Origin of the sequence: Vibrio sp. PID23_8 (assembly GCF_003584965.1) — a bacterium.
Taxonomy (GTDB): domain Bacteria; phylum Pseudomonadota; class Gammaproteobacteria; order Enterobacterales; family Vibrionaceae; genus Vibrio.
The window spans coordinates 23,548-43,171 of the sequence record NZ_LIXE01000008.1; the positions used below are offsets into that span (position 1 = coordinate 23,548).

Consider the following 19,624-nt stretch of genomic DNA (forward strand, 5'->3'; position numbering starts at 1 on the left):
TTTACAGATGGTCAAATTCGTATCAGGCAACTGTCTGAATTATAGGTTCGCGTCAATCTGGGTATAACGGGGGAATCGATAAAAAGATAACTGGCGAAGATGACGTTATAAACGGGTCACTTAGTTTATTGACGAAGACGATTAAAATCACTTTGCAAAACGTGAAAAATCAGTTTGTTACTTTTTTGTGGGCAATTCGACGATTTAACTGCGGAACAGGTGCTAAAGTTATCTCATAGTTGCTTAAGATTTGAGCAATCATTACATCGAAATAACTCAAGCGAAAGAGGTCTTTATGTTAGGCGAAAATCACTCATTAACTCATGAATTCCCAGAGCACTTAGATACCATCAATCAATTAGTAGCAAGTGACGCCTCATTTGCTGAAACGGCAAAAAACTACAATGCGCTAGATAAGGAGATAAGGGAACTAGAATTACGCGGAAATCCTATTGATGACAATGAAATGAATACGCTTAAACACAACAGAGCGGAACTTAAAGATTGGCTGCATTCTAAAATCATGAGTGCATAGCAGAGCCCTTGATATTACAGATAGCGGCTCGGCCATCGAGCCGTTTGCTCCTCTTCTTTATATCTCTTCGCACCATTGTATTTCTCTTTAAATCTCTATTTTTTAATTTATCGGAAGATGTCCCGTTTTTACCCAAATAACGGTTTCTTGTTCGACAAATGGAAAGTGTTCACTCATATGTGGGCTACGAAGCCAAGTGTGTTTTGGATAGGTGCCAAATTCATCCTTGAACGCCCCGGAAAGTACCAATATTTCTTCTCCACCAAAGTGTCGATGAGGTTGAAAACGCTCTCCTTTGGGCCATTTGACTAACGCAACATGCTCATGCTCAACGTTGTGTAAAGGCAGCACTTTTAGATTCCCTATGCCAGGCAGCCATTCTGCAGCTGTGGTGTTGATGCGCACGGTTTTAAGGTCGCTGGGAGCAAACTGATTCAGCTTGACCAGAATAACGCAACCTTCTTTACTAAACGGAGCGTGGTGGCTTCCGGGCGGATTGCGAAGGTAGGTGCCAGCAGGGTAGTCCCCCTTTTCATCTGAAAAGACACCCTCAAGAACCAGGATCTCTTCGCCGAGCGGATGAAAATGCGTGGCGAAAGCGGAGTTCGCTTCGTATTTCACGATGCTGGTAGTATGCCCGGATTCTTTTGACTCCCTCTCTAGCGGCTTTCGCCAGACTCCAGAGGCTGGACTACTTACCCACTCTTCATTCCCTGTATTGATAACGATGCGCTGAGAAAAATCCATATTTAGCATGATCAGGCTCCAGTAATGTTGAGAGGCTTTGGATGACCGTTGTCACTTGACTAACGTTTAAGTTTTTCTGTTGAAATTTCTTACCCAAGTTTGACTAGGAAGAACAGTAACATAGGTCTGATAATACCAAATTGACATTTATCGACCTTGATTAGTTCTCTACTGGCTTCCAGAATATTCCTATTGTTGCATTATAAGAATATCAAACTACGTATGGAAAATCGCCAACTTGCCATGCGTTGAATAAAGCAATTTTTTAATCTGTACACTTAAGGAAGGCCAAATGAAACAAGAAAAAGTAGCAGTCGTTACTGGTGCGGCTCGTGGTATCGGTCAGGCAATTTGTGAACAACTTATTGAGGACGGTTTCCATGTCGTTGGGCTAGATATTTCTCCGATAGACTGGAGCGACTCTGAACAACTATCTCATTATCAAGTAAACCTGTGTGATGCAAAGGCAGTGAATGAAGTCGTGGGTAGTATTATTAGTCAACATCAATCTATTGATGTTTTGGTCAATAATGCTGGAATCACGCGTGATGCGTTGCTACCAGACATGCTAGAGCAAGACTGGGATAGCGTTATCGATGTGAACCTAAAAGCCGTGTTTTTGCTGACTCAGTGCGTTGCGCCTGTCATGTTAGAGCAAGGGAGCGGAAGTGTGGTCAATATAGCATCTATCGTTGGTACTGACGGTAACATTGGGCAGAGTAATTACGGTGCGAGTAAAGGCGGTGTGATCGCCATGAGCAAAGGTTGGGCGAAAGAACTCGCCAGAAAAGGGGCGCAAATACGCGTGAACTGTGTCGCTCCCGGTTTTATCTCTACCGATATGACAAGAAGTTTACCGGAGAAAGTCATTCAAATGATGGAAGGGAAAACCCCATTAGGGCGAATGGGGTCGGTTCAGGATATTGCTAATGGCGTATCTTTCCTAGCTTCCGATAAGAGTGCCTACATCACGGGTCAAGTGCTCAAGATTGACGGCGGTTTAGTGCTTTAAACAGCGAAACATAGCTCAATTAATAGACGCCCTTCACTTTGATGGGCGTTTTCCTGTGGTAATTAGCCTACCTTTTACGCACGTAAGTCGTTTGCACCAACGTATCTAACACGATTTCGCTCTTGGTGACTTTAAAGTTCAATGGTTGATCCAGTTTGCCGAACAAGGGAGCGCCGCCGCCAAGTAGGATAGGGAAGCGGGTTATCACTATTTCATCGATAAGATCTTCTTTTAGGAAGTTCTGAATCGTCACACCTCCGTCGATGTATAATTCTTTAAAGCCTTTTGCATTCAAATCAGCAAGCACGTCTTTTAGCTCGCCCTTTACTAAAAAGACTTTGTCTTCGTAGCCCTGTGGCACTGTTGTCATGGTGTTACTGAGTACGAAGACAGGTTTGCGGTAAGGCCAGTCGCAATCAAAACTCAGTACCACATCTAAGGTATTGCGCCCCATGATTAAGCCATCAATACGTTCCATCAAAGCGAAAAATCCGGTATCGACGTGGTCTGGATTTGGTACGGAATATAGCCAGTCGAGTTTACCTTGTTTATCTGCGATGTAACCGTCCAGACTGGTCGCAATAAATACGATGTTTGCCATGAGTACCTCATCTAATGGGTTGTGCTTGAGCCAAGCTAAAGGTTAGTTTAAAATTAATCCTACAAAGTAGAATATTGGCGAGTTTATCGGGAAGATCAAATGTCTGTCAACGAAAAGAAGCGCGGAAGACCGACCGCAAAGCAGTCACTGTTAAGCGCAGAAAGTATTTTAGAGTCGGCTAAGTTATTGATGAAAAGGGATGGAAAGGTGCCAAGCATCCGCTCGTTGGCAATGCAATTGAATGTGGATCCTATGGCGATCTATCACTATTTCAAAAATAAGAATGCGTTGCTTGAAGCGCTCACCACATCGCTGGTGGAAGCCATTTATCGGCCCCAAGCGAGTGAAGATTGGCAAAGCGGCCTTAAAAGCCTGTGTGTTAGTTATATTAACCTGTTGCGTGAGTACAACGGGCTGTTGCAAACCATATTGAGTATGACATCCCATGGTCCGGCGCAAGTGTTCGCTGAGCGTTATCAATGGATTATTGAGCCTTTGGGTTTATCTCGGCAAGTGGAGAAAGACAGTTTGGATCTATTGGCGGATTACCTGCACGGCTTTGCACTGTCGATCAGTTGTTGTCATGATGCAAGTTTGATTAAAACCGAGATGATGGATGGGCCGCTGAACTTGATTTGTTCATCACTATTGGTATCAAGAACCTAGCTCATGTTAACGCTCTGAATCCTGCGTCTTGAAGTCACTCGGGTATATATCCTGAAAGAAATTCCCATAACCAAAGGTTCTAACTAAAAGAGATTGCAGGACTTTTAATTGGCGAATTCGACCTAATATCTTGAGTAGGCTTTATCGCATGTGGCGATGGGGACATCTGATTATGCTTACTGGCGCGATTAGGATGTCAGTTGGAAGATGCATTCAAACACAATAAGGGATAACAATGACTAACGAATACATTCCACCAAAAGTTTGGACAAACGATAACGAAAACGGCGGCCAGTGGGCGAGCATCAACCGTCCAGATTCAGGTGCAAGGCATGAACAAGCGCTCCCAGTTGGTGAGCACCCGTTCCAGCTTTACTCAATGGGTACACCAAACGGTCAGAAAGTAACGATCATGTTTGAGGAGCTTTTGGCGGCAGGCGTAACAGAAGCAGAATACGACGCATACTTGATCAAGATTGGCGATGGCGACCAGTTTGGTTCTGGCTTTGTGTCCGTCAACCCGAACTCGAAGATCCCAGCGCTGGTTGACCGCTCGGGTGATGAGCCAGTAAACGTGTTTGAGTCTGGCAATATCTTGTTCTACCTAGCGGAGAAGTTTGGTCACTTCCTACCAAAAGAAGGCGCACAGCGTGCTGAAGTAATGAACTGGTTATTTTGGTTACAAGGTTCTGCGCCATACCTTGGCGGTGGTTTTGGTCACTTCTACGCGTACGCACCAGAGAAATTCGAGTACCCAATCAACCGCTTTACGATGGAAGCAAAACGTCAGCTAGATGTACTGGATAAGCGCCTTGCGGGCAATGAATTTCTAGGTGGTGACAAGTACAGTATTGCAGACATCGCAACTTGGCCTTGGTACGGAAATTTGGTGCTAGGGCGTTTGTACGATTCAGCAGAGTTTTTGGACGTCATGAGCTATAAGAATGTCGTGCGTTGGGCGAAAGCGATTGATGAACGTGAAGCCGTTAAGCGTGGCCATATTGTAAACCGAACATGGGGAGAGGAGTGGGAACAAGCAGCGGAACGTCACAGCGCTGCGGACATCGACACCGTACTTGCAAAAAAGCCCGACTAGTTAATGCGTTAGGCTAGATAACAAAACGAGCGCTCGAACGGCGCTCGTTTAGATTTTTTAGTAGTTAGCGAGCCACTGCGTGTTTTGCGGCTGTATCTTGATAAGCTGGCAGCTCTGACCTTAAGCCCTTAATGAGGCTCACACACATCACCAATAGTACAAGCGTAAACGGCAATCCCGTTGCGACCACGCCTGATTGCAACGCTTGCAGCGCTTCTTTACCACCAATCCAAAGCATCACCGCTGCGATCGACCCCTCGATACAAGCCCAGAAGATACGTTGTGGTACAGGAGCATCAATCTTACCGCCAGCCGTAATGCTATCAATGACCAGAGAACCAGAGTCTGAAGAGGTGATAAAGAACACCAAAATGAGAACAATGGACAATACAGAGATGATCGAGCTGTAAGGCAGGGCATCATAAACATGGAATAGAGTCAGGGAAATATCAGTTAGGCCATGTGCACCTAATTCACCGACCTTGTTCACTACTTGGTCTAGTGCAATACCACCGAATACGGACATCCAAACCAGCGTCACGACGGTAGGGATAACGATAACGGCGAAAATAAACTCACGGACGGTACGCCCCTTAGATACTCGCGCAATGAACATGCCAACGAATGGCGACCACGATACCCACCATGCCCAGTAGAAAACGGTCCAGCCATGCATCCAGTCCGTATCTTCTCGACCATGTGGGTTACTTAGCGCAACAATATTTTGAGCATAAGCCACTGTGCTATCCCAAATAGAAGCCACGGCAACGTCGAAACTAATGAAAATAACGAATGCCAGTAGGGCAAAAGCCACAATCATATTGATGTTACTCAGTAGCTTAACACCACCGTCGATACCACGAATGACCGATAGCACGGCAATAAAGGTGACAAAAGCGATGACAATGATCTGCATACCAATGCCACCCTCTAAACCAAATACGTGATTAATACCGCTAGTCGCTTGTTGCGCGCCTAAGCCGAGTGACGTGGCGAGACCAAATAATGTCGACAGCACTGCCAAAATATCAATGATGTGACCTAACCATCCCCAAGCTCTATCACCAAATAAAGGATAAAACGCTGAGCGTAATGACAGTGGTAGTCCCTTATTATATGCGAAGAAGGCAAGGGAAAGTGCAACAATGGCGTAAATGGCCCAGCCGTGGATGCCCCAATGGAACATGGTCGCGCCCATCGCGAGTGATTTTGCTTCATCACTGTACGCCTCGGCGTTGAGTGGGGTGCCGAACCAGTTAGTAAAGTACGCGGTTGGCTCTGCAACGCTCCAGAAAAGGAGACCAATTCCCATACCTGCTGCAAACAGCATCGAAAGCCAAGAAATGGTTGAATGTTCAGCGCGCGCCTCTTTACCTCCAATTCTGATTTTACCAAGCGGAGAAAATAGAATGGCGATAGCGAATAAGATGAAGAAGTTTGTTGACCACATAAAGAACAGATCAAAGTCTGCGATGATGCCGTTTTTCAAGCCGTTTAAGGCTTCACGAGCAGTGGCGGGATCAACAATAAGAAGAGAAATAAGGCAAAGGATCACAAGGCCTGCGCTAATCCCAAAGACTGGGTTGTGGATATCAAACCCCCACTTTTGTACGTTGTCTTGGCCAACCTGATAATCGGTAGTTTCGATACTATATTTTTTGAGTGCATTATCCATAAATACAACATGTACGCTTTTTAATGTGTCTTTCTTGTGCAAGAAAAACACTAAAACCGCCCTCCGTTTGTTTTGAGTTCTAATTAAAAATGTGACGGAATGATAATGTTTTATGTAATGACATGCAAATAATGAGCGTTTTGTGCGGTATTTTATGTGTGAGTGCGCAATGGTAATCGTTTGATGTGTAATTTTTTTTGGTTTGGTTCTTGGAGGGGGGGCACCGTGAACGATGAGGTTACCGACGTGTAATCGTATATTGATGTTCAAACTCTTTTGTTGTTGCAGTTTCTGAGCGAAGGATTTTTTATAAGTAATTTTCAATCAACTTCGCATTCTTTTCGACAAAGATCGAGTAAACGTAACCAATCGTAACAGAGCTGCTGTAACTGAACAGCGTTTCAATATACTCGTCTTAGTTTGTAAGCCAAAGAATGCTGCTATGAAAAAAAATTTAGTATTTAATGCGTCGTTAGTCACAGCCCTGACGACCATCTCCACTCCTCTTTTTGCTGCTCCGACCGTGGTACCAAATGCGCCAGAGTTAAGCTCACGTGGCTATGTATTAATGGATTATCACACCGGTACGGTGTTGGTAGAACGTGATGCGGATAAGCGTCTCAACCCTGCAAGCTTGACCAAGTTGATGACAGCTTATGTCGCAGGCCAAGAGATGAAATCTGGCAGCATCAGTCTGGATGATGAAGTGGTGATCAGTCGCAATGCATGGGCGAAGAACTTCCCTGATTCTTCGAAAATGTTCATTGAAGTGGGGACGTCTGTCTCTCTATCTGAACTTTATCGTGGGTTGGTGGTGCAATCGGGTAACGATGCCAGTGTGGCGATTGCCGAGCACGTTGCAGGCAGCGAGGTGGGTTTTGTCGGCTTAATGAATAGCTGGGCGAACCAACTTGGTTTGTCGAACTCGGCGTTTACCAATCCGCACGGCTTAGACAGTGATGGTCTGTATTCAACCCCTCGTGATATTGCGACGTTAGGCCGTGCAATCATTCGTGACTTGCCCGATATTTATCCAATGTACAGTGAAACGTCGTTTACTTATAACGGAATCACGCAATACAACCGCAACGGATTGTTACGCGATCGCAGTATGAATGTCGATGGCATGAAGACAGGTTACACCAGCGGTGCAGGTTACAGCTTAGCTACCTCAGCGACGAATGGTGACATGCGATTAGTTGCTGTTGTTATGGGTGCAAAGAGCCCCAGTGTTCGTGAATCAGAGAGCAAACAGCTGTTGAGTTACGGTTTCCGTTTCTTCGATACAGTCGTGCCAACCAAAGCGGGTAAAAAAATGGCCTCGGCTCGTGTATGGATGGGGGATCAAGACGAGCTGAAAGTCGGCGTTGAACGCGATGTTTATCTCACTTTGCCAAAAGGTGACGTGAACAAGCTAGAAGCCGAACTGGAGTACAACAGTGACTTAATCGCGCCCATTCAAAAAGACCAAGTGGTTGGTAAAGTGGTGTACAAAGTGGGCGATGATGTTGTGAAAGAGGCCGAACTTGTGGCACTTGAGCCAGTAGAAGAGGGCGGTATCTTTAAACGCTTGGTGGACTGGGTTAAACGCTTGGTATTAAGTTGGTTCTAATCACTCGACAAATTTAGTCAGGCGGCCAAAACGGTCGCCTTTTTATTTTTTGAGAACTCATAAAGAGATACATTCAGAATAATAACGGAGTGACACGTGTATAAGATTCTATCTTTGACATTAGCTTTTACGCTTGTAGGGTGTACCTTGCCTCAACAGCAGGCTGACAGCGGACAGTGCGTAGGGGTGATGTCATCGCAAGATGCTTACGGCTACCTAAACCCGAGCCACTACACCATGCAAGTACTGGCGTTAAAGCAAGAGAAAGATGTGAAAGAGTACATTCGCTACATCGATCCGAAGCATCCAGTTTGGGTGAACTGGAAAAACAGCCGAGGCACTCGTTGGTACACGGTGACCGTTGGTGACTTCAGAACCAAGCAAGACGCATACGATGCGTTGTCATCGTTACCAAGTCGCGTAAAGCAGTCGGCCCCATTTGTACTCAGTTTTGCTGAATTACAAAGTAAGCAAGAGACCAGCGTAGTGAGAATGCGTTAACTCAGAAATAAAAAAACGGAAGCTGAAAAGCTTCCGATTGAATTAAGTTATTGATTTATAGTAATGCGAGGATGGTTTCTGCATTGCTCACTTCAAACGTTTGTGGTGCTTCGACGTTTAAATTCGTGACGACGCCGTTGTCGATGAGCATGGCGTAACGCTGTGAACGTATGCCACCAAAACTCCCGGTATCCATCTCTAAACCAAGTGCTTTAGTAAAGCTCGCATCCCCGTCGCCCAACATCATTATTTCATTTGCGTTTTGTGCTTCTCCCCAAGCTTGCATCACAAAGGCATCGTTGACAGAAACGCAAGCAATAAGGTCGACGCCTTTGGCTTTTAGTTGGTCTGCCAAGACGACATACCCAGGTAAATGGGCTTCAGAACACGTTGGCGTGAATGCGCCCGGTACCGCAAACAGGACAACCTTTTTGTTGGCAAAAAGTTCGCTCACTTGATGGTTCACCATGCCATCCGTCGTCAGTTCACTAAGAGTTGCAGCAGGCAGTGTTTGGCCTTGTTTAATCATGATTATCTTCCTTTTGTGTATGCTTTGTTCCGCTCACTCAGTCTAGCGCCAAAATCAACATGATCAAAATGTACGGAATCATAACGTCTTACATGGACTATTCCTCAGTGGCTTTGGCTGGTGTCTGGGGCTGTGTTTGTGGTGACAGAAGGCTATTGCGAATAATGTTACTTAGTGAGTGGCTAATGTGTTCCCAGTTAGTGAACGCGATGATGAGTGCCAATATCACCATGCTTTGTGAAGAAAAAGGCCACAAAGTGATAAAGCAAACACCAGGTGAATATGGGAACTTCTCTACTCTTGCGCTTGATGAACTGCGACTTCATGGATCTACCATAGCAAATAGAGTATGAAAATGGCGAGCGCTATAGTGACTGAAAATAGGTAACCGCTGAAGTATTCGGAATTTAAAATCACCATCATGGTGCCGTTAGGGGGGGAACAAGTTCATATCAATGTTTTTTAAATGGTAGTGCCAGTGGGTGCGAGTAGATAAGCACCGAAAAGCATAAACAAAGAGAGCTTTATTGGCACCATCAAGATCGCATATATCACGCGACCTATGGCTTTTATGACGTTCATAGTTATCCCTTTTGTCGATGTTAAGAGGGTAAACGTTGAGCGGGTGATTATTGTTTCTAGTTCGTCATCACATTCGCAAAATAGTATAAAAACCTCTATAAGTTGGTTTATATATAATTTAAGTTAAACTTATTTTAGTGGTTATTTTTCTTGGTTAACATTAAGTATGAAGCACTCAGATTACAGTTTAATCCCCCACGTTTGTCGCGATAATGGAAGAGAGAAATTGCACCAAAGCGGCGTTACGGTTAGTCGTAAGCCAGTCAGCGGTAAGCCAAGCTGTGGTAAGACTAAGGGAGGTGTTTAGTGATGCGTTATTTTTTGTGAGAGTCACGGTGTTGCGCCAACGGTTTTTGCTCAAATCGACCCGACGCTCGCGAGTGCTGTGGAAAATATCGCGTACATGCAGCCAGAGCACTCAAGGTTTGAGTCGCTGGAATGCAATAAACGCTTTGTCATTTCTTCTTTGAGTGGGTTGGCTTAAAGTTAATTGTGCATTACTCATTGTGAACTGAGAAGGGGTGGCGATACCTTGCACATCGATATTTAGCTGAGAGGAATAAAGAACAGAAAATGGAGGGTTCGCTTATTAGAGTTCAAACAATTTATCAAATGCTCTTTGCTCCATGATATCTTCAATTTTTCGGCGTGTTTGTTGTTTTAAAATTGCTTCGCTTTGCTCAGATTCTTTCTTTTCCTGTGCTACCTGTTTTTTACTTTTTCTAGCCATTTGAGTACCTTTTAAATTTGCTGTATTTCAATACTATATTAATGCATTAAAATGGATTTACTTGATAGTAAAACTTCCTAACTTTGAACCCGAGTCACACAGTATGCTACCTGAGTGAGTTTTCTCACAATATTTAAAATCAATGAGATAGCAAGCAGATTGAAGTTTTCTTAGTATGTGTCGTCTTAAAATATCACTATTGAGTTGGTGTATTTTGGCACACCAAGAAATATTCGGCTTTGTTAAATTGAATTCAATCTCTAACATTTAATCTCCTGTTTCTTGGATATTTTTTCTTTGTTCAATAATTGAAACCAGTGTTTTTGACGACTTGTTCTTTTAGACATAATCTTTCCTAAAAATAATTTAATAAATATATAGCACCTAACTTATTGTAGGCAGCATTAAGCCAAGCAAAAATGTTTGCTTAGTGTTGGTTGTGAGACATTTTGAAGGGGAGAGAGTTTGGTGCCGCATGGACATGCCGCACCAAGAAAAGCGATATTATAGAGGGGTAACTTCAGTCGCTTGAGGACCTTTTTTACCATCTTCTACGTTAAAGCTTACTTTCTGACCTTCAGTCAACGTTTTGAAACCGTCAGCAACGATAGCGTTGAAGTGTACGAATACATCTTGACCGCCATTGTCTTGAGAAAGAAAACCGAAACCTTTAGTTTCGTTGAACCATTTTACTGAACCAGTTACTTTACCAGACATAAAAACCTCTGAATTTAAACAAAAATATATGAATTATGGTGGTTCTTTTTTAAGCTATTGAATGTGCAATCAAGAGGAAGTTTTACGCAGGTGTCTGAATTGAGTGATTCAGGGGGGTACTGAGAGGGAACTTAAACTAAATGTAGCATTAACAGCTCTTTTCTAAGAGCCAGAGCGCACTATACAGGGTGTTTAAAAAATAGCTACAATTATTTTAAATTATATTTAACTAACTTTAATTAGTTATTCCACCGAGCGATGGCGTCTCTTCCAGCGATAATACCTAGCTTATAGGCATCATGCAATGGTTCAGGAGAACGACTGAGGCGTTTAAGCCTAAAAGTCTCTGGAGGACAAACTTGAATGATCTCTACGCCCACAGGGGGATTCTGAATAAGTTGTAAGGACTGGTTGTAGCGAATATGGCGAGTGAGCATTGGCTCAATTAACGCTGGCGTATCTTTTAACATGCGTTTAGTGAGAGCATTAAACTTGCTTTTTGATTTACGATAACTGGCTGGACGGCTTCGGAGGATCATGATTTTAGTTGCACCTCTTTTAATGGCTTCTGCAATTGGAATGGCATCTGTAACTCCCCCATCGACGTATTTTGTCTTGCCTAATGTGACGCCGTTACGGTAAAGAATCGGCAGTGCACTGCTTGCTTTCATCGTTTCAGCCAGCATATCGATTGTGGGAGTATGATACTCGGCTTGTCCGTTATCTTGGCGAGTCACACCAAGGAAGAAAGGCCGAGGGTCTGCAGCGAGAGTGGTATGATCAATACCAAGCTCATTTAGTGTGATTTCCCATATCCAGTCCAAATCCATCATATCTCCGCCACGCAGCAATTGAGTTGGTGAGATGAATTCTTTGCGTAAGCTGTAATCGAGATAAATCTTCAGATTTCTGCCTGGCATTTTAGCTAGGTAAGCCGCTAGATTACTGGCTCCAGCAGATACTCCCCAAAAACTGTCGAATGGAGAAAAATTTTCGGTTAGAAAACGATCGAGTATGCCGCATGAAAATACGCCGCGCATTGCGCCACCTTCAACAATCAGTGCATGAGGACCTACCAGTTTCATCCGATCCTTCCGTTAACTATCCTTTTATTGGGAAAGTAGCTTAATAGATCTGAGCCAATTTAGGGAAGAGGAAATCGAACGATGGTCATCATAATGTGGCGTGGGAACGCTTTTGAGCTTTGCTGAGGGGGAAATAGTAAAAAAGCAGAGCACCGAAATGCTCTACTTTTTAGAATTATAAGCTTGATATAATTTGCGTTATTGGCAGTTGTGTAAAGGCGTAGGTGATGCCAACACAGAATGCCGCTCCGGTGACTCCGGCGCCGGCCGTTGTTGCAAGTAAGAGAAGAGTTATTTTAGGCATTTAAGAATAAACGCCTTCTCGTAGATTGGGTAAACGAACCCATTGGCTTCCTGATAGAGCTTGAAGCCGTATCCAAATGCCGCGTTATATATTTTTTCATCCCCAAACCCTCAACTTGTTATCATTAGCAGAGTAAACAGTACAGTACCAATAGTGCTTATTTATCAGGTTTATCATCAATGTGAGAAATACACAAACATTACCCATAACGCGGTTAACGCAAGTAATGGCGTGAACACTTTTTGAATTGATGCGCCATCGGTTAAATCGTAAATCACGATCGATTCGTTGTAGAACGAGCGTTTGAATGAACCAAAGCTAATTTCATTTTTTACATCAGATTTCTCGTAATGTTTACGTGCCGAATCTGCCATTTGAGACTCAAGGTCTTGCATTTCATATTCTTTGTTAAAAAACGCATCCCACGCAGAAAGGCGAGCAATAGTTTTTGGCGAACGGTTGCCTTTTAGCTTTTCTACACGTTTTGAGTAAGCAGCTTGATATTTATCCACGATAAATTCCTACATGAATAGACTGTTGTGTAGAACAAAGCGTTAAATGTTCTACTCAGTGGTTGTAAAAGTGAAAACTGGAAAAAAATGAAACTTTTACTTTTGTAGGTCATGGACTACTTAGAAGTGCGGCATTTGATTATTAAAGAGCATAAAAAGGAATCTCATTCCTTCATGCGGCGAATGATATGGTCAGCTCTTGGATGCGACAAACAAAATAAATTGGTCAACATAACAAGCAACGTTTGTTGCGCTGAAGTTGGAATTGCGTACTGGGTGAACAGAATAGGGGTTATTTTTAGAGGAAGTTTAGGGGAGTGGAACGAAATGCGCGGCTTAATTTAAAAGCCGCCCTGCAGTAGACGGCTTTCTTGTCGATTTAATCGTGAATCGGCACGACTAAAATATCTACCGGGCATTTATTGATGAGATGTCTTGAGTAAGAAATAATTTTGCTCCAGAAGTCGTGGTGGTGCCCACAAATGAGCAAATCGACTTCTTCTTCTTTGATGGTGATTTCAAGTTTATCCGCTAAGTCACCAGTCCCAACCAAAAAACGTTTAAGTGGGTGATCTATGTAGTCACCGAAGCTTCTCAAGCACTCCATTGAATGTTCGCTTAGCGGTCTGTTGTCAGGGTATTTTACGATGTCGACTAGCTCTGGATAAATCTCGCCGTGTGTACCGTCAATGTGAATAAATGAAATCTCGGAACCGAGATAGTTTGCCATTGAAACAGCTCTATCGATCAACACAGTACTCTCATCAGACAGTTCCAGTGCGACAAGAATATGTTTGTATTTCATAGCCACGCCCTTACGTACATTGCATTTATCTTAAGCATAGTATGGCTTCAGAAAAAAATGTGCCGAGAAGAGCTCGAAACTGCTTAAAGTTTTGTCAAATTATCATGTTACATTGCATAGAGAGAGTCTTTCGGACGTACTCATTTCGCGGGGACTAGTGCGCAATGAAAATAACCGCTTGTTTCTTTCTTAGTTGAATGAGTTGGAACCATGCCCCCAATCTGTAGTACAGTTTGTAAGATGCATGATGCGTTACAGAAGACCTTAAAAAAGAAATGGAAGTCTATGAAAAATAAAACCTTAGCACTGTTTACTGCCGTTACGATGACGGGCGTCTCATCCACTGTGCTTGCAGAAGATGCAACGCAACAGTTGGTTGAACATGTGCATGAAATGGCACTGAAGTATCCAATGACCAAAAAAGTTAATGTGGTTGATGAGTACTTTGGCACCAACGTGAGCGATCCGTACCGCTGGCTAGAAGATGACCGCAGCAAAGAGACCTCTGATTGGGTAAAAGCCCAAAATCAAGTGACATTTGATTACCTAGAGCAAGTGCCATATCGCAAGCTGATTGAAGCGCGCCTAACCAAGTTGATGGATTACGAAAAACTAGGACGACCATTTAAAGAAGGCAAATACACCTACTTCTATAAGAACGATGGTTTACAGAATCAGGACGTCCTTTATCGTCAATTCGGCAATGGTGAGCCTGACGTTTTTCTCGATCCCAACACCTTTAGCGAAGATGGCACCACCTCATTGGCAAATGTGAGCTTCACCAAAGATGGATCTCTAGTGGCGTACAGTATTTCAGAGGGGGGCAGCGACTGGCGAAAAGTGATCGTTCTCAATACGGAAACTAAGCAGCCCGTGGGTGAGACGCTAGTAGACATTAAATTCAGTGGTGTGAACTGGCTAGGTAACAATGGTTTCTACTATTCGAGTTACGACAAACCTGAGGGAAGTGAGCTGTCAGCGAAAACGGATCAGCACAAACTTTATTACCACAAACTGGGTACCAAGCAGAGTGAAGATAAGCTTATCTTCGGTGGTAAAGAGTCAGAGAAACACAGATACATTCGCGGCTATACCTCTGATGATCAACGATATTTGTTTATTTCAGCAAGTACTTCAACTTCGGGTAATAAGCTGTTCTTTAAAGATCTGACTAAGCCAGACAGTGCGCTGCAAACCATTGTGGATAATACCGAATCTGACACTTGGGTAATTGATAACAAAGGTACCACATTGTATTTGGTGACCAACCTCGATGCGCCTAATAAACGGGTCGTGACGGTGGATGCGAGTAACCCACAACCGAACCATTGGAACGACTTAATTCCAGAAACAGACAATGTGCTTAAACCATCGACCGCGGGTGGCACTTTGTTTGCGAGCTATATCGTGGATGCGTTATCCATGGTCAAACAATACGATATGAGCGGTAAGCTCATTCGAGAAATCAAACTGCCAGACATCGGCAGTGCTTACGGCTTTTGGGGTAAGAAAGAGGATGCAGAAGTCTATTACACTTTCACCAACTACAAGACGCCTAGCACCACCTATCGCCTAGGCATAGAAAACGGAGACAGCACGATCTACCACAAATCCGATGCGCCATTCAAACCAGAACAATTTGAATCTCAGCAAGTGTTCTACAAATCCAAAGATGGCACTAGGATTCCGATGATCATTACCTATAAGAAGGGGACGCCAATAGACGGCACAGCTCCGACTATCTTGTATGGTTATGGTGGTTTTAATGTCAGCTTAACGCCTTACTTCAGCCCAAGCCGAGCGGCGTGGCTAGAGCTCGGTGGCATTTATGCGGTAGCCAACATTCGTGGCGGCGGCGAGTATGGCAAAGAGTGGCACAACGCTGGTACAAAGATGCACAAGCAAAATGTGTTCGATGACTTTATTGCAGCAGCAGAATTCCTTATCGATAAAGATTACACATCTAAGGGAAAGCTGGCGATCAATGGCGGTTCGAACGGTGGTTTGCTTGTTGGAGCCGTAATGACGCAACGTCCAGAACTGTTTAAAGTGGCACTGCCAGCGGTAGGTGTATTGGATATGTTGCGCTACCACACTTTCACTGCTGGTGCTGGGTGGGCGTATGACTACGGCACCTCGGAACAGAGCAAAGAAATGTTCCAATATCTGAAAGATTACTCACCTGTGCATAATGTGAAACCTGGTGTTGAGTATCCAGCAACGATGGTCACCACAGGCGATCATGACGATCGCGTGGTTCCGGCACATTCCTACAAGTTTGCTGCCGAGTTGCAATCAAAACAGGCGGGTACTAATCCAACACTGATCCGTATTGAAACCAATGCTGGCCATGGTGCGGGGACCCCAACGAGTAAAATTATTGAAAAAACTGCCGATGTATACAGCTTTACGCTCTTTAATATGGGCGTCGAAAAACTGTAACCGTACCTTTCCCTTCTCAAACGCAGCTTATCGGGCTGCGTTTTTGTTTTGAAATCGAAGCTCTATGAACATTGAGCTGCCAGTTATTCTCCTTTGAACCCACCTTCATTTTTCATGGGGCAATATATAAGGCATTAGGCAAAATTAGCCCTGATTTGTATTGACGTCGATGACTTGGGTGTAGAATGCTGCGAGTTTTCAGTCGTGTTTTTAGGAATCTAAATGCATAAATCAGCAGGAATAATTATTAAAGACGGGGCGTTGTTGGTCTTGCGTTCAAAAGGCAAAGACACCTTCTACGCTCCGGGCGGGAAACTTGATAGTGGTGAAACACCAGAGCAAGCGTTGTGTCGTGAACTACGAGAAGAAGTCGGTATTGCGGTTAGAGAAAGTGACTTAACGGCTTTTGGTCGCTTTGAGGCGCCCGCTCACGATAAAGTCGGCGTGACTCTCATCATGGATGTATTTTTTGTTGATTCTTATGCTAGTCATGTTGTCGCAAGCAATGAAATCGAAGAGTGCAAATGGGTGGATTCTTCAAACGTAGATAACATTTCGATTAGCACGATTTTCCGCAATGATGTGTTCCCTCAACTAGTTGTGCAAGGGTTAGTGAATTAGCCTGCTTTTAAATCACTGACAAAATTTAAAACGCCCACAATGCTTGTGAATTGTGGGCGTTTTGTTTTTTGAATCTTTTTCCAAAATTAAAGTTGACCTGTCTATAACTCTACAGTTTAAGATGCTTTTATCAGCGCTGAGGAAACAAACATGTATCGGATATCGGAACTGGCAGAGATGCTGGGTTTGTCTCGCACCACATTGCTCTATTACGAGAAGATCGAACTTATTAAAGGGCAGCGGTTAAGCAATGGCTACCGTGCTTATAGTGATGCGGATTTACAACGTTTACGCTTGGTCCAGCAATTGCAAAGTGGTGGACTCACGCTTAAAGAGTGCAAAGCGTGTTTAGAGGCCAAAGTAGACCGCGAATTGATGTTAGAGAGGCTCAAGCAGCTTGATGAAGAGATCGAGCAAAAGCAGAAATCGCGTCAGTTGTTGGCGGCACTGCTTGGTGAAACGCCGTTAACCGAATGGCATGAATCTTTGGATGAAGTCGCGCCGGATGCGCACTTAAAATGGCTAATGACGCAAGGTTTTAGCGAGAAAGAAGCCCTTCACTTACGTTGGTTATCAAAAGACATGAATACTCACGAAGACTACATGGCGGACTTCTTCTGCGTATTTGAAACCTTGGAGTTCTGGGGCCCAGGCTCAGAGCAAGATACGTTAAAAGCGCTGAGTTTATTGCCAACGCAACCTGATGATATTCTTGAAATCGGCTGCGGGCAGGGCATTGCAACTCGCACCTTAGCAAAACACGCGCATGTCACTGCGGTTGATAACGACAAGCCATCTATACAGCGCTTGCAAGACAAAGCTCAAGCTCTTGGATTAAGTGACAAGATCACTACCGTTTGCGCGAGCATGACCGAGTTACCGTTTGCAGAAGGTGCAAGCAAGCTGATTTGGGCGGAGGGTAGTGCATACATTATGGGCGTTGAGAACGCATTCAAAGCATGGCGATCATTGCTAGCAGACGACGGTATCTTGGTAGTGAGCGATCTGGTTTGGAACACAGACACACCAAGCGAAGATACGGTGGTATTTTGGCAGAAAGAGTACCCAGATATTGGCAGTGTCGAGAAGCGAATTGCACAGGCGAAAGCCGCAGGTTACCGAGTGCTAGAAACGTTTCCAATTAGCCAGCAGGCTTGGGATAACTACTACCTCCCGCTGGATGAACGTGTGCAAAGCTTGAAAGCAGAGATGCCAGCATCGCAAGCATTGAAAGACATACAAGTTGAATTAGATATCGTTAAACGTCGCGGCAATGAAGTGGCGTACCAGATGTATATCTTACAAAAAGATTGAAAGAAAAATGAACGAAACAACAAATCAAAAGACTCAAAAAACACACTACACACTTTCTCCTTACGAGAGAGCAATGAGCAGCGAGATGATTGCGCTATTTACTCAAACCTTCTCTGATTCAGAAGGGGAAGTGGAAGGTCAAACCATAGGTGCTTTGGTGAGTGAGCTACTCAAAACAACGCCAGAAAAAGATCTAAAAGGTTTTATTGCCAGAGAAGGCGATCGCCTAATTGCGGGCGTATTGTTTACGCCACTGCGTTTCGAAAGTGGTGAAACTGGCTATCTGCTATCACCAATGGCAACGTTGACGGAGTGCCAAGGCAAAGGGGTAGGGCAAGCATTGATTCAGTTCGGGTTAAAGCAACTCAAGCTGCAGGGCGTTCACCTAGCATTCACTTATGGTGACCCTAGCTTCTATTCTAAGGTCGGTTTCCAACAAGTGACCGAAGCACAGTGTAAAGCGCCACATAAGTTAAGTTATCCGCATGGCTGGTTAGCTCAATCACTAACGAATGAAGCGTTGATGCCGGTGGCGGGTGGCTCGTCTTGTGCACAAGCCCTAGATAATCCGGTTTACTGGTAACGTCTTGCTACAAAAGTGAACATAAAAACGGAGCTCAAAGCTCCGTTGAATTTTATAGGGGGACGGTTAAGTCGTTAACCTGCACTAGGGATGTCTACATATTCTTCAAGAACAAGCTGACTAATCTTCGCAATGGCTTGATCTCTTGCTTGAAGGGAGAGTTCGGTTTCTGTGAGGTAAATACTGATATAAATCGGTTTATGATTCTCTTTCCAAATCACAGCGGTAATGCCGCGTGACCCAAAGCCCCCAGCGCCTGAGCGATCGGCAATCGACCAGTCTTTAGGTAAGACAGAACGCATCAGAGAGTCAGACACTTTGTTATCTTGCATCCAGATCTTTAGTTGGGTACGAGATTCGTACGACAGAGCTTCACCTTCAAGCAGAGTATGTAGCGTGTTTACCATGGCGTTAGGTGTCGTGGTGTCTTGCTTATCTCCAGGTGTTGCTTCATTTAAACCGGGTTCATAGCGGTCTAAGCGTGTGGCTTTATCGCCAATAGAACGTAAAAACATCGTCACTACTCTTGGGCCGCCTACGCTACGCAACACAATATTGGCAGCCGTGTTATCGCTCATGAGCATCGCCGCTTCACACGCGTGCTCTACTCGTGTTGTTTGTCCTGTCATGCGATCCATGACTGGTGACCAAACCACGATGTTGCGTTCTTCTACTTTGGCCGTTGCGTTTTTGTTTAATTTTCCGCTATCCATATCGCTTAACATAGTGGCACATGCGAGCGTTTTGAATGTGCTCATCATTGGAAAACGTTCGTCGCCGCGATAATCCCACTGTTCATCTGTCTGTGTATCCCAAACAGACACGCCAATACGACCAGCGATGTGTTGCTCAATGGCGGCTAGATTCACATTTAATTGGGCGGCGTAAGTTGCACTAGAAAAGACCAGTAGTTCAAATAGCAGCAATAGCTTTTTCATTATCGATTTCTTAGTGT

23 protein-coding genes are annotated in these 19,624 nt (G+C 44.2%); 12 read left to right on the forward strand and 11 right to left on the reverse strand.

Going from position 1 to position 19,624, the window contains the following annotated elements:
- Positions 1-295 precede the first annotated feature (295 nt).
- Positions 296-535 (forward strand): YdcH family protein, encoded by a 240-nt coding sequence (locus AK966_RS13720; RefSeq protein ID WP_099080421.1) that lies wholly within the window; start codon positions 296-298, stop codon positions 533-535.
- A gap of 102 nt (positions 536-637) precedes the next feature.
- Here the strand turns inward: AK966_RS13720 and AK966_RS13725 are convergent, their stop codons facing one another.
- A complete protein-coding gene (locus tag AK966_RS13725) occupies positions 638-1,291 on the reverse strand; it encodes a cupin domain-containing protein (protein WP_119464355.1) in 654 nt (217 codons plus the stop codon).
- A 283-nt stretch (positions 1,292-1,574) separates the two neighbouring features.
- Here AK966_RS13725 and AK966_RS13730 point away from each other — a divergent pair, with 283 nt between their 5' ends.
- Positions 1,575-2,294: a beta-ketoacyl-ACP reductase gene (locus AK966_RS13730; RefSeq protein WP_099080419.1), complete on the forward strand. Its 720-nt coding sequence runs from the start codon at positions 1,575-1,577 to the stop codon at positions 2,292-2,294.
- Positions 2,295-2,361: 67 nt separating this feature from the next.
- On the opposite strand, the gene AK966_RS13735 is transcribed toward AK966_RS13730, so the two are convergent.
- Complete coding sequence (locus AK966_RS13735; protein WP_119464356.1) at positions 2,362-2,895, reverse strand: dihydrofolate reductase family protein; 534 nt, start codon at positions 2,893-2,895, stop codon at positions 2,362-2,364.
- A gap of 99 nt (positions 2,896-2,994) precedes the next feature.
- Here AK966_RS13735 and AK966_RS13740 point away from each other — a divergent pair, with 99 nt between their 5' ends.
- Positions 2,995-3,561, forward strand: coding sequence for a TetR/AcrR family transcriptional regulator (locus AK966_RS13740; protein WP_119464357.1), 567 nt, complete (start codon positions 2,995-2,997; stop codon positions 3,559-3,561).
- 235 nt (positions 3,562-3,796) lie between these two features.
- Positions 3,797-4,657: a glutathione-dependent disulfide-bond oxidoreductase gene (yghU, locus tag AK966_RS13745; protein ID WP_119464358.1), complete on the forward strand. Its 861-nt coding sequence runs from the start codon at positions 3,797-3,799 to the stop codon at positions 4,655-4,657.
- A gap of 64 nt (positions 4,658-4,721) precedes the next feature.
- Here yghU and AK966_RS13750 read toward each other — a convergent pair whose 3' ends face one another.
- Positions 4,722-6,332, reverse strand: a complete 1,611-nt coding sequence (locus AK966_RS13750) for a BCCT family transporter (RefSeq protein ID WP_099080448.1) — start codon at positions 6,330-6,332, stop codon at positions 4,722-4,724.
- Between the two features lie 442 nt (positions 6,333-6,774).
- Between AK966_RS13750 and AK966_RS13755 the strand changes: the two genes are divergently transcribed.
- The gene (locus AK966_RS13755) at positions 6,775-7,944 is read left to right on the forward strand and encodes a D-alanyl-D-alanine carboxypeptidase family protein (protein WP_119464359.1); all 1,170 of its coding nucleotides are present in this window, start codon (positions 6,775-6,777) and stop codon (positions 7,942-7,944) included.
- A gap of 96 nt (positions 7,945-8,040) precedes the next feature.
- A complete protein-coding gene (locus AK966_RS13760) occupies positions 8,041-8,445 on the forward strand; it encodes an SPOR domain-containing protein (protein WP_099080414.1) in 405 nt (134 codons plus the stop codon).
- Between the two features lie 55 nt (positions 8,446-8,500).
- Here the strand turns inward: AK966_RS13760 and AK966_RS13765 are convergent, their stop codons facing one another.
- Positions 8,501-8,974: a peroxiredoxin gene (locus AK966_RS13765; protein WP_119464360.1), complete on the reverse strand. Its 474-nt coding sequence runs from the start codon at positions 8,972-8,974 to the stop codon at positions 8,501-8,503.
- Between the two features lie 185 nt (positions 8,975-9,159).
- On the opposite strand from AK966_RS13765, the gene AK966_RS19955 reads away from it, so the two are divergent.
- Positions 9,160-9,327: a hypothetical protein gene (locus AK966_RS19955; protein WP_182852682.1), complete on the forward strand. Its 168-nt coding sequence runs from the start codon at positions 9,160-9,162 to the stop codon at positions 9,325-9,327.
- A gap of 441 nt (positions 9,328-9,768) precedes the next feature.
- On the forward strand, positions 9,769-10,026 hold the full coding sequence (locus tag AK966_RS13775) for a LysR family transcriptional regulator (protein ID WP_259343773.1): 258 nt from the start codon (positions 9,769-9,771) through the stop codon (positions 10,024-10,026).
- Positions 10,027-10,145: 119 nt separating this feature from the next.
- On the opposite strand, the gene AK966_RS13780 is transcribed toward AK966_RS13775, so the two are convergent.
- The 6 genes from AK966_RS13780 to AK966_RS13810 form a co-directional block, all read right to left on the reverse strand.
- Positions 10,146-10,286, reverse strand: a complete 141-nt coding sequence (locus tag AK966_RS13780; protein WP_099080412.1) for an adenosine deaminase — start codon at positions 10,284-10,286, stop codon at positions 10,146-10,148.
- 57 nt (positions 10,287-10,343) lie between these two features.
- On the reverse strand, positions 10,344-10,553 hold the full coding sequence (locus AK966_RS20190; RefSeq protein ID WP_099080411.1) for a hypothetical protein: 210 nt from the start codon (positions 10,551-10,553) through the stop codon (positions 10,344-10,346).
- A gap of 237 nt (positions 10,554-10,790) precedes the next feature.
- Positions 10,791-11,003 carry a cold-shock protein gene (locus AK966_RS13790; protein WP_099080410.1) on the reverse strand — a complete coding sequence of 71 codons (213 nt, stop codon included), beginning with the start codon at positions 11,001-11,003 and terminating at the stop codon, positions 10,791-10,793.
- 239 nt (positions 11,004-11,242) lie between these two features.
- The gene (locus AK966_RS13795; protein WP_099080409.1) at positions 11,243-12,088 is read right to left on the reverse strand and encodes a patatin family protein; all 846 of its coding nucleotides are present in this window, start codon (positions 12,086-12,088) and stop codon (positions 11,243-11,245) included.
- Positions 12,089-12,568: 480 nt separating this feature from the next.
- Complete coding sequence (locus tag AK966_RS13800; RefSeq protein WP_099080408.1) at positions 12,569-12,904, reverse strand: hypothetical protein; 336 nt, start codon at positions 12,902-12,904, stop codon at positions 12,569-12,571.
- A 379-nt stretch (positions 12,905-13,283) separates the two neighbouring features.
- On the reverse strand, positions 13,284-13,709 hold the full coding sequence (locus AK966_RS13810) for a universal stress protein (protein ID WP_099080406.1): 426 nt from the start codon (positions 13,707-13,709) through the stop codon (positions 13,284-13,286).
- A 285-nt stretch (positions 13,710-13,994) separates the two neighbouring features.
- Between AK966_RS13810 and AK966_RS13815 the strand changes: the two genes are divergently transcribed.
- The 4 genes from AK966_RS13815 (at position 13,995) to AK966_RS13830 (ending at position 18,669) form a co-directional block, all read left to right on the forward strand.
- Positions 13,995-16,151, forward strand: coding sequence for a prolyl oligopeptidase family protein (locus tag AK966_RS13815; RefSeq protein ID WP_099080405.1), 2,157 nt, complete (start codon positions 13,995-13,997; stop codon positions 16,149-16,151).
- 222 nt (positions 16,152-16,373) lie between these two features.
- A complete protein-coding gene (locus AK966_RS13820) occupies positions 16,374-16,772 on the forward strand; it encodes an NUDIX domain-containing protein (RefSeq protein ID WP_119464361.1) in 399 nt (132 codons plus the stop codon).
- Positions 16,773-16,922: 150 nt separating this feature from the next.
- Positions 16,923-18,086 (forward strand): MerR family transcriptional regulator, encoded by a 1,164-nt coding sequence (locus AK966_RS13825; RefSeq protein ID WP_119464362.1) that lies wholly within the window; start codon positions 16,923-16,925, stop codon positions 18,084-18,086.
- Positions 18,087-18,093: 7 nt separating this feature from the next.
- Positions 18,094-18,669 (forward strand): GNAT family N-acetyltransferase, encoded by a 576-nt coding sequence (locus AK966_RS13830; RefSeq protein WP_119464363.1) that lies wholly within the window; start codon positions 18,094-18,096, stop codon positions 18,667-18,669.
- A 74-nt stretch (positions 18,670-18,743) separates the two neighbouring features.
- Here AK966_RS13830 and blaCARB read toward each other — a convergent pair whose 3' ends face one another.
- Complete coding sequence (gene blaCARB, locus AK966_RS13835; protein WP_119464364.1) at positions 18,744-19,607, reverse strand: CARB/PSE/RTG family carbenicillin-hydrolyzing class A beta-lactamase; 864 nt, start codon at positions 19,605-19,607, stop codon at positions 18,744-18,746.
- Positions 19,608-19,624 lie beyond the last annotated feature (17 nt).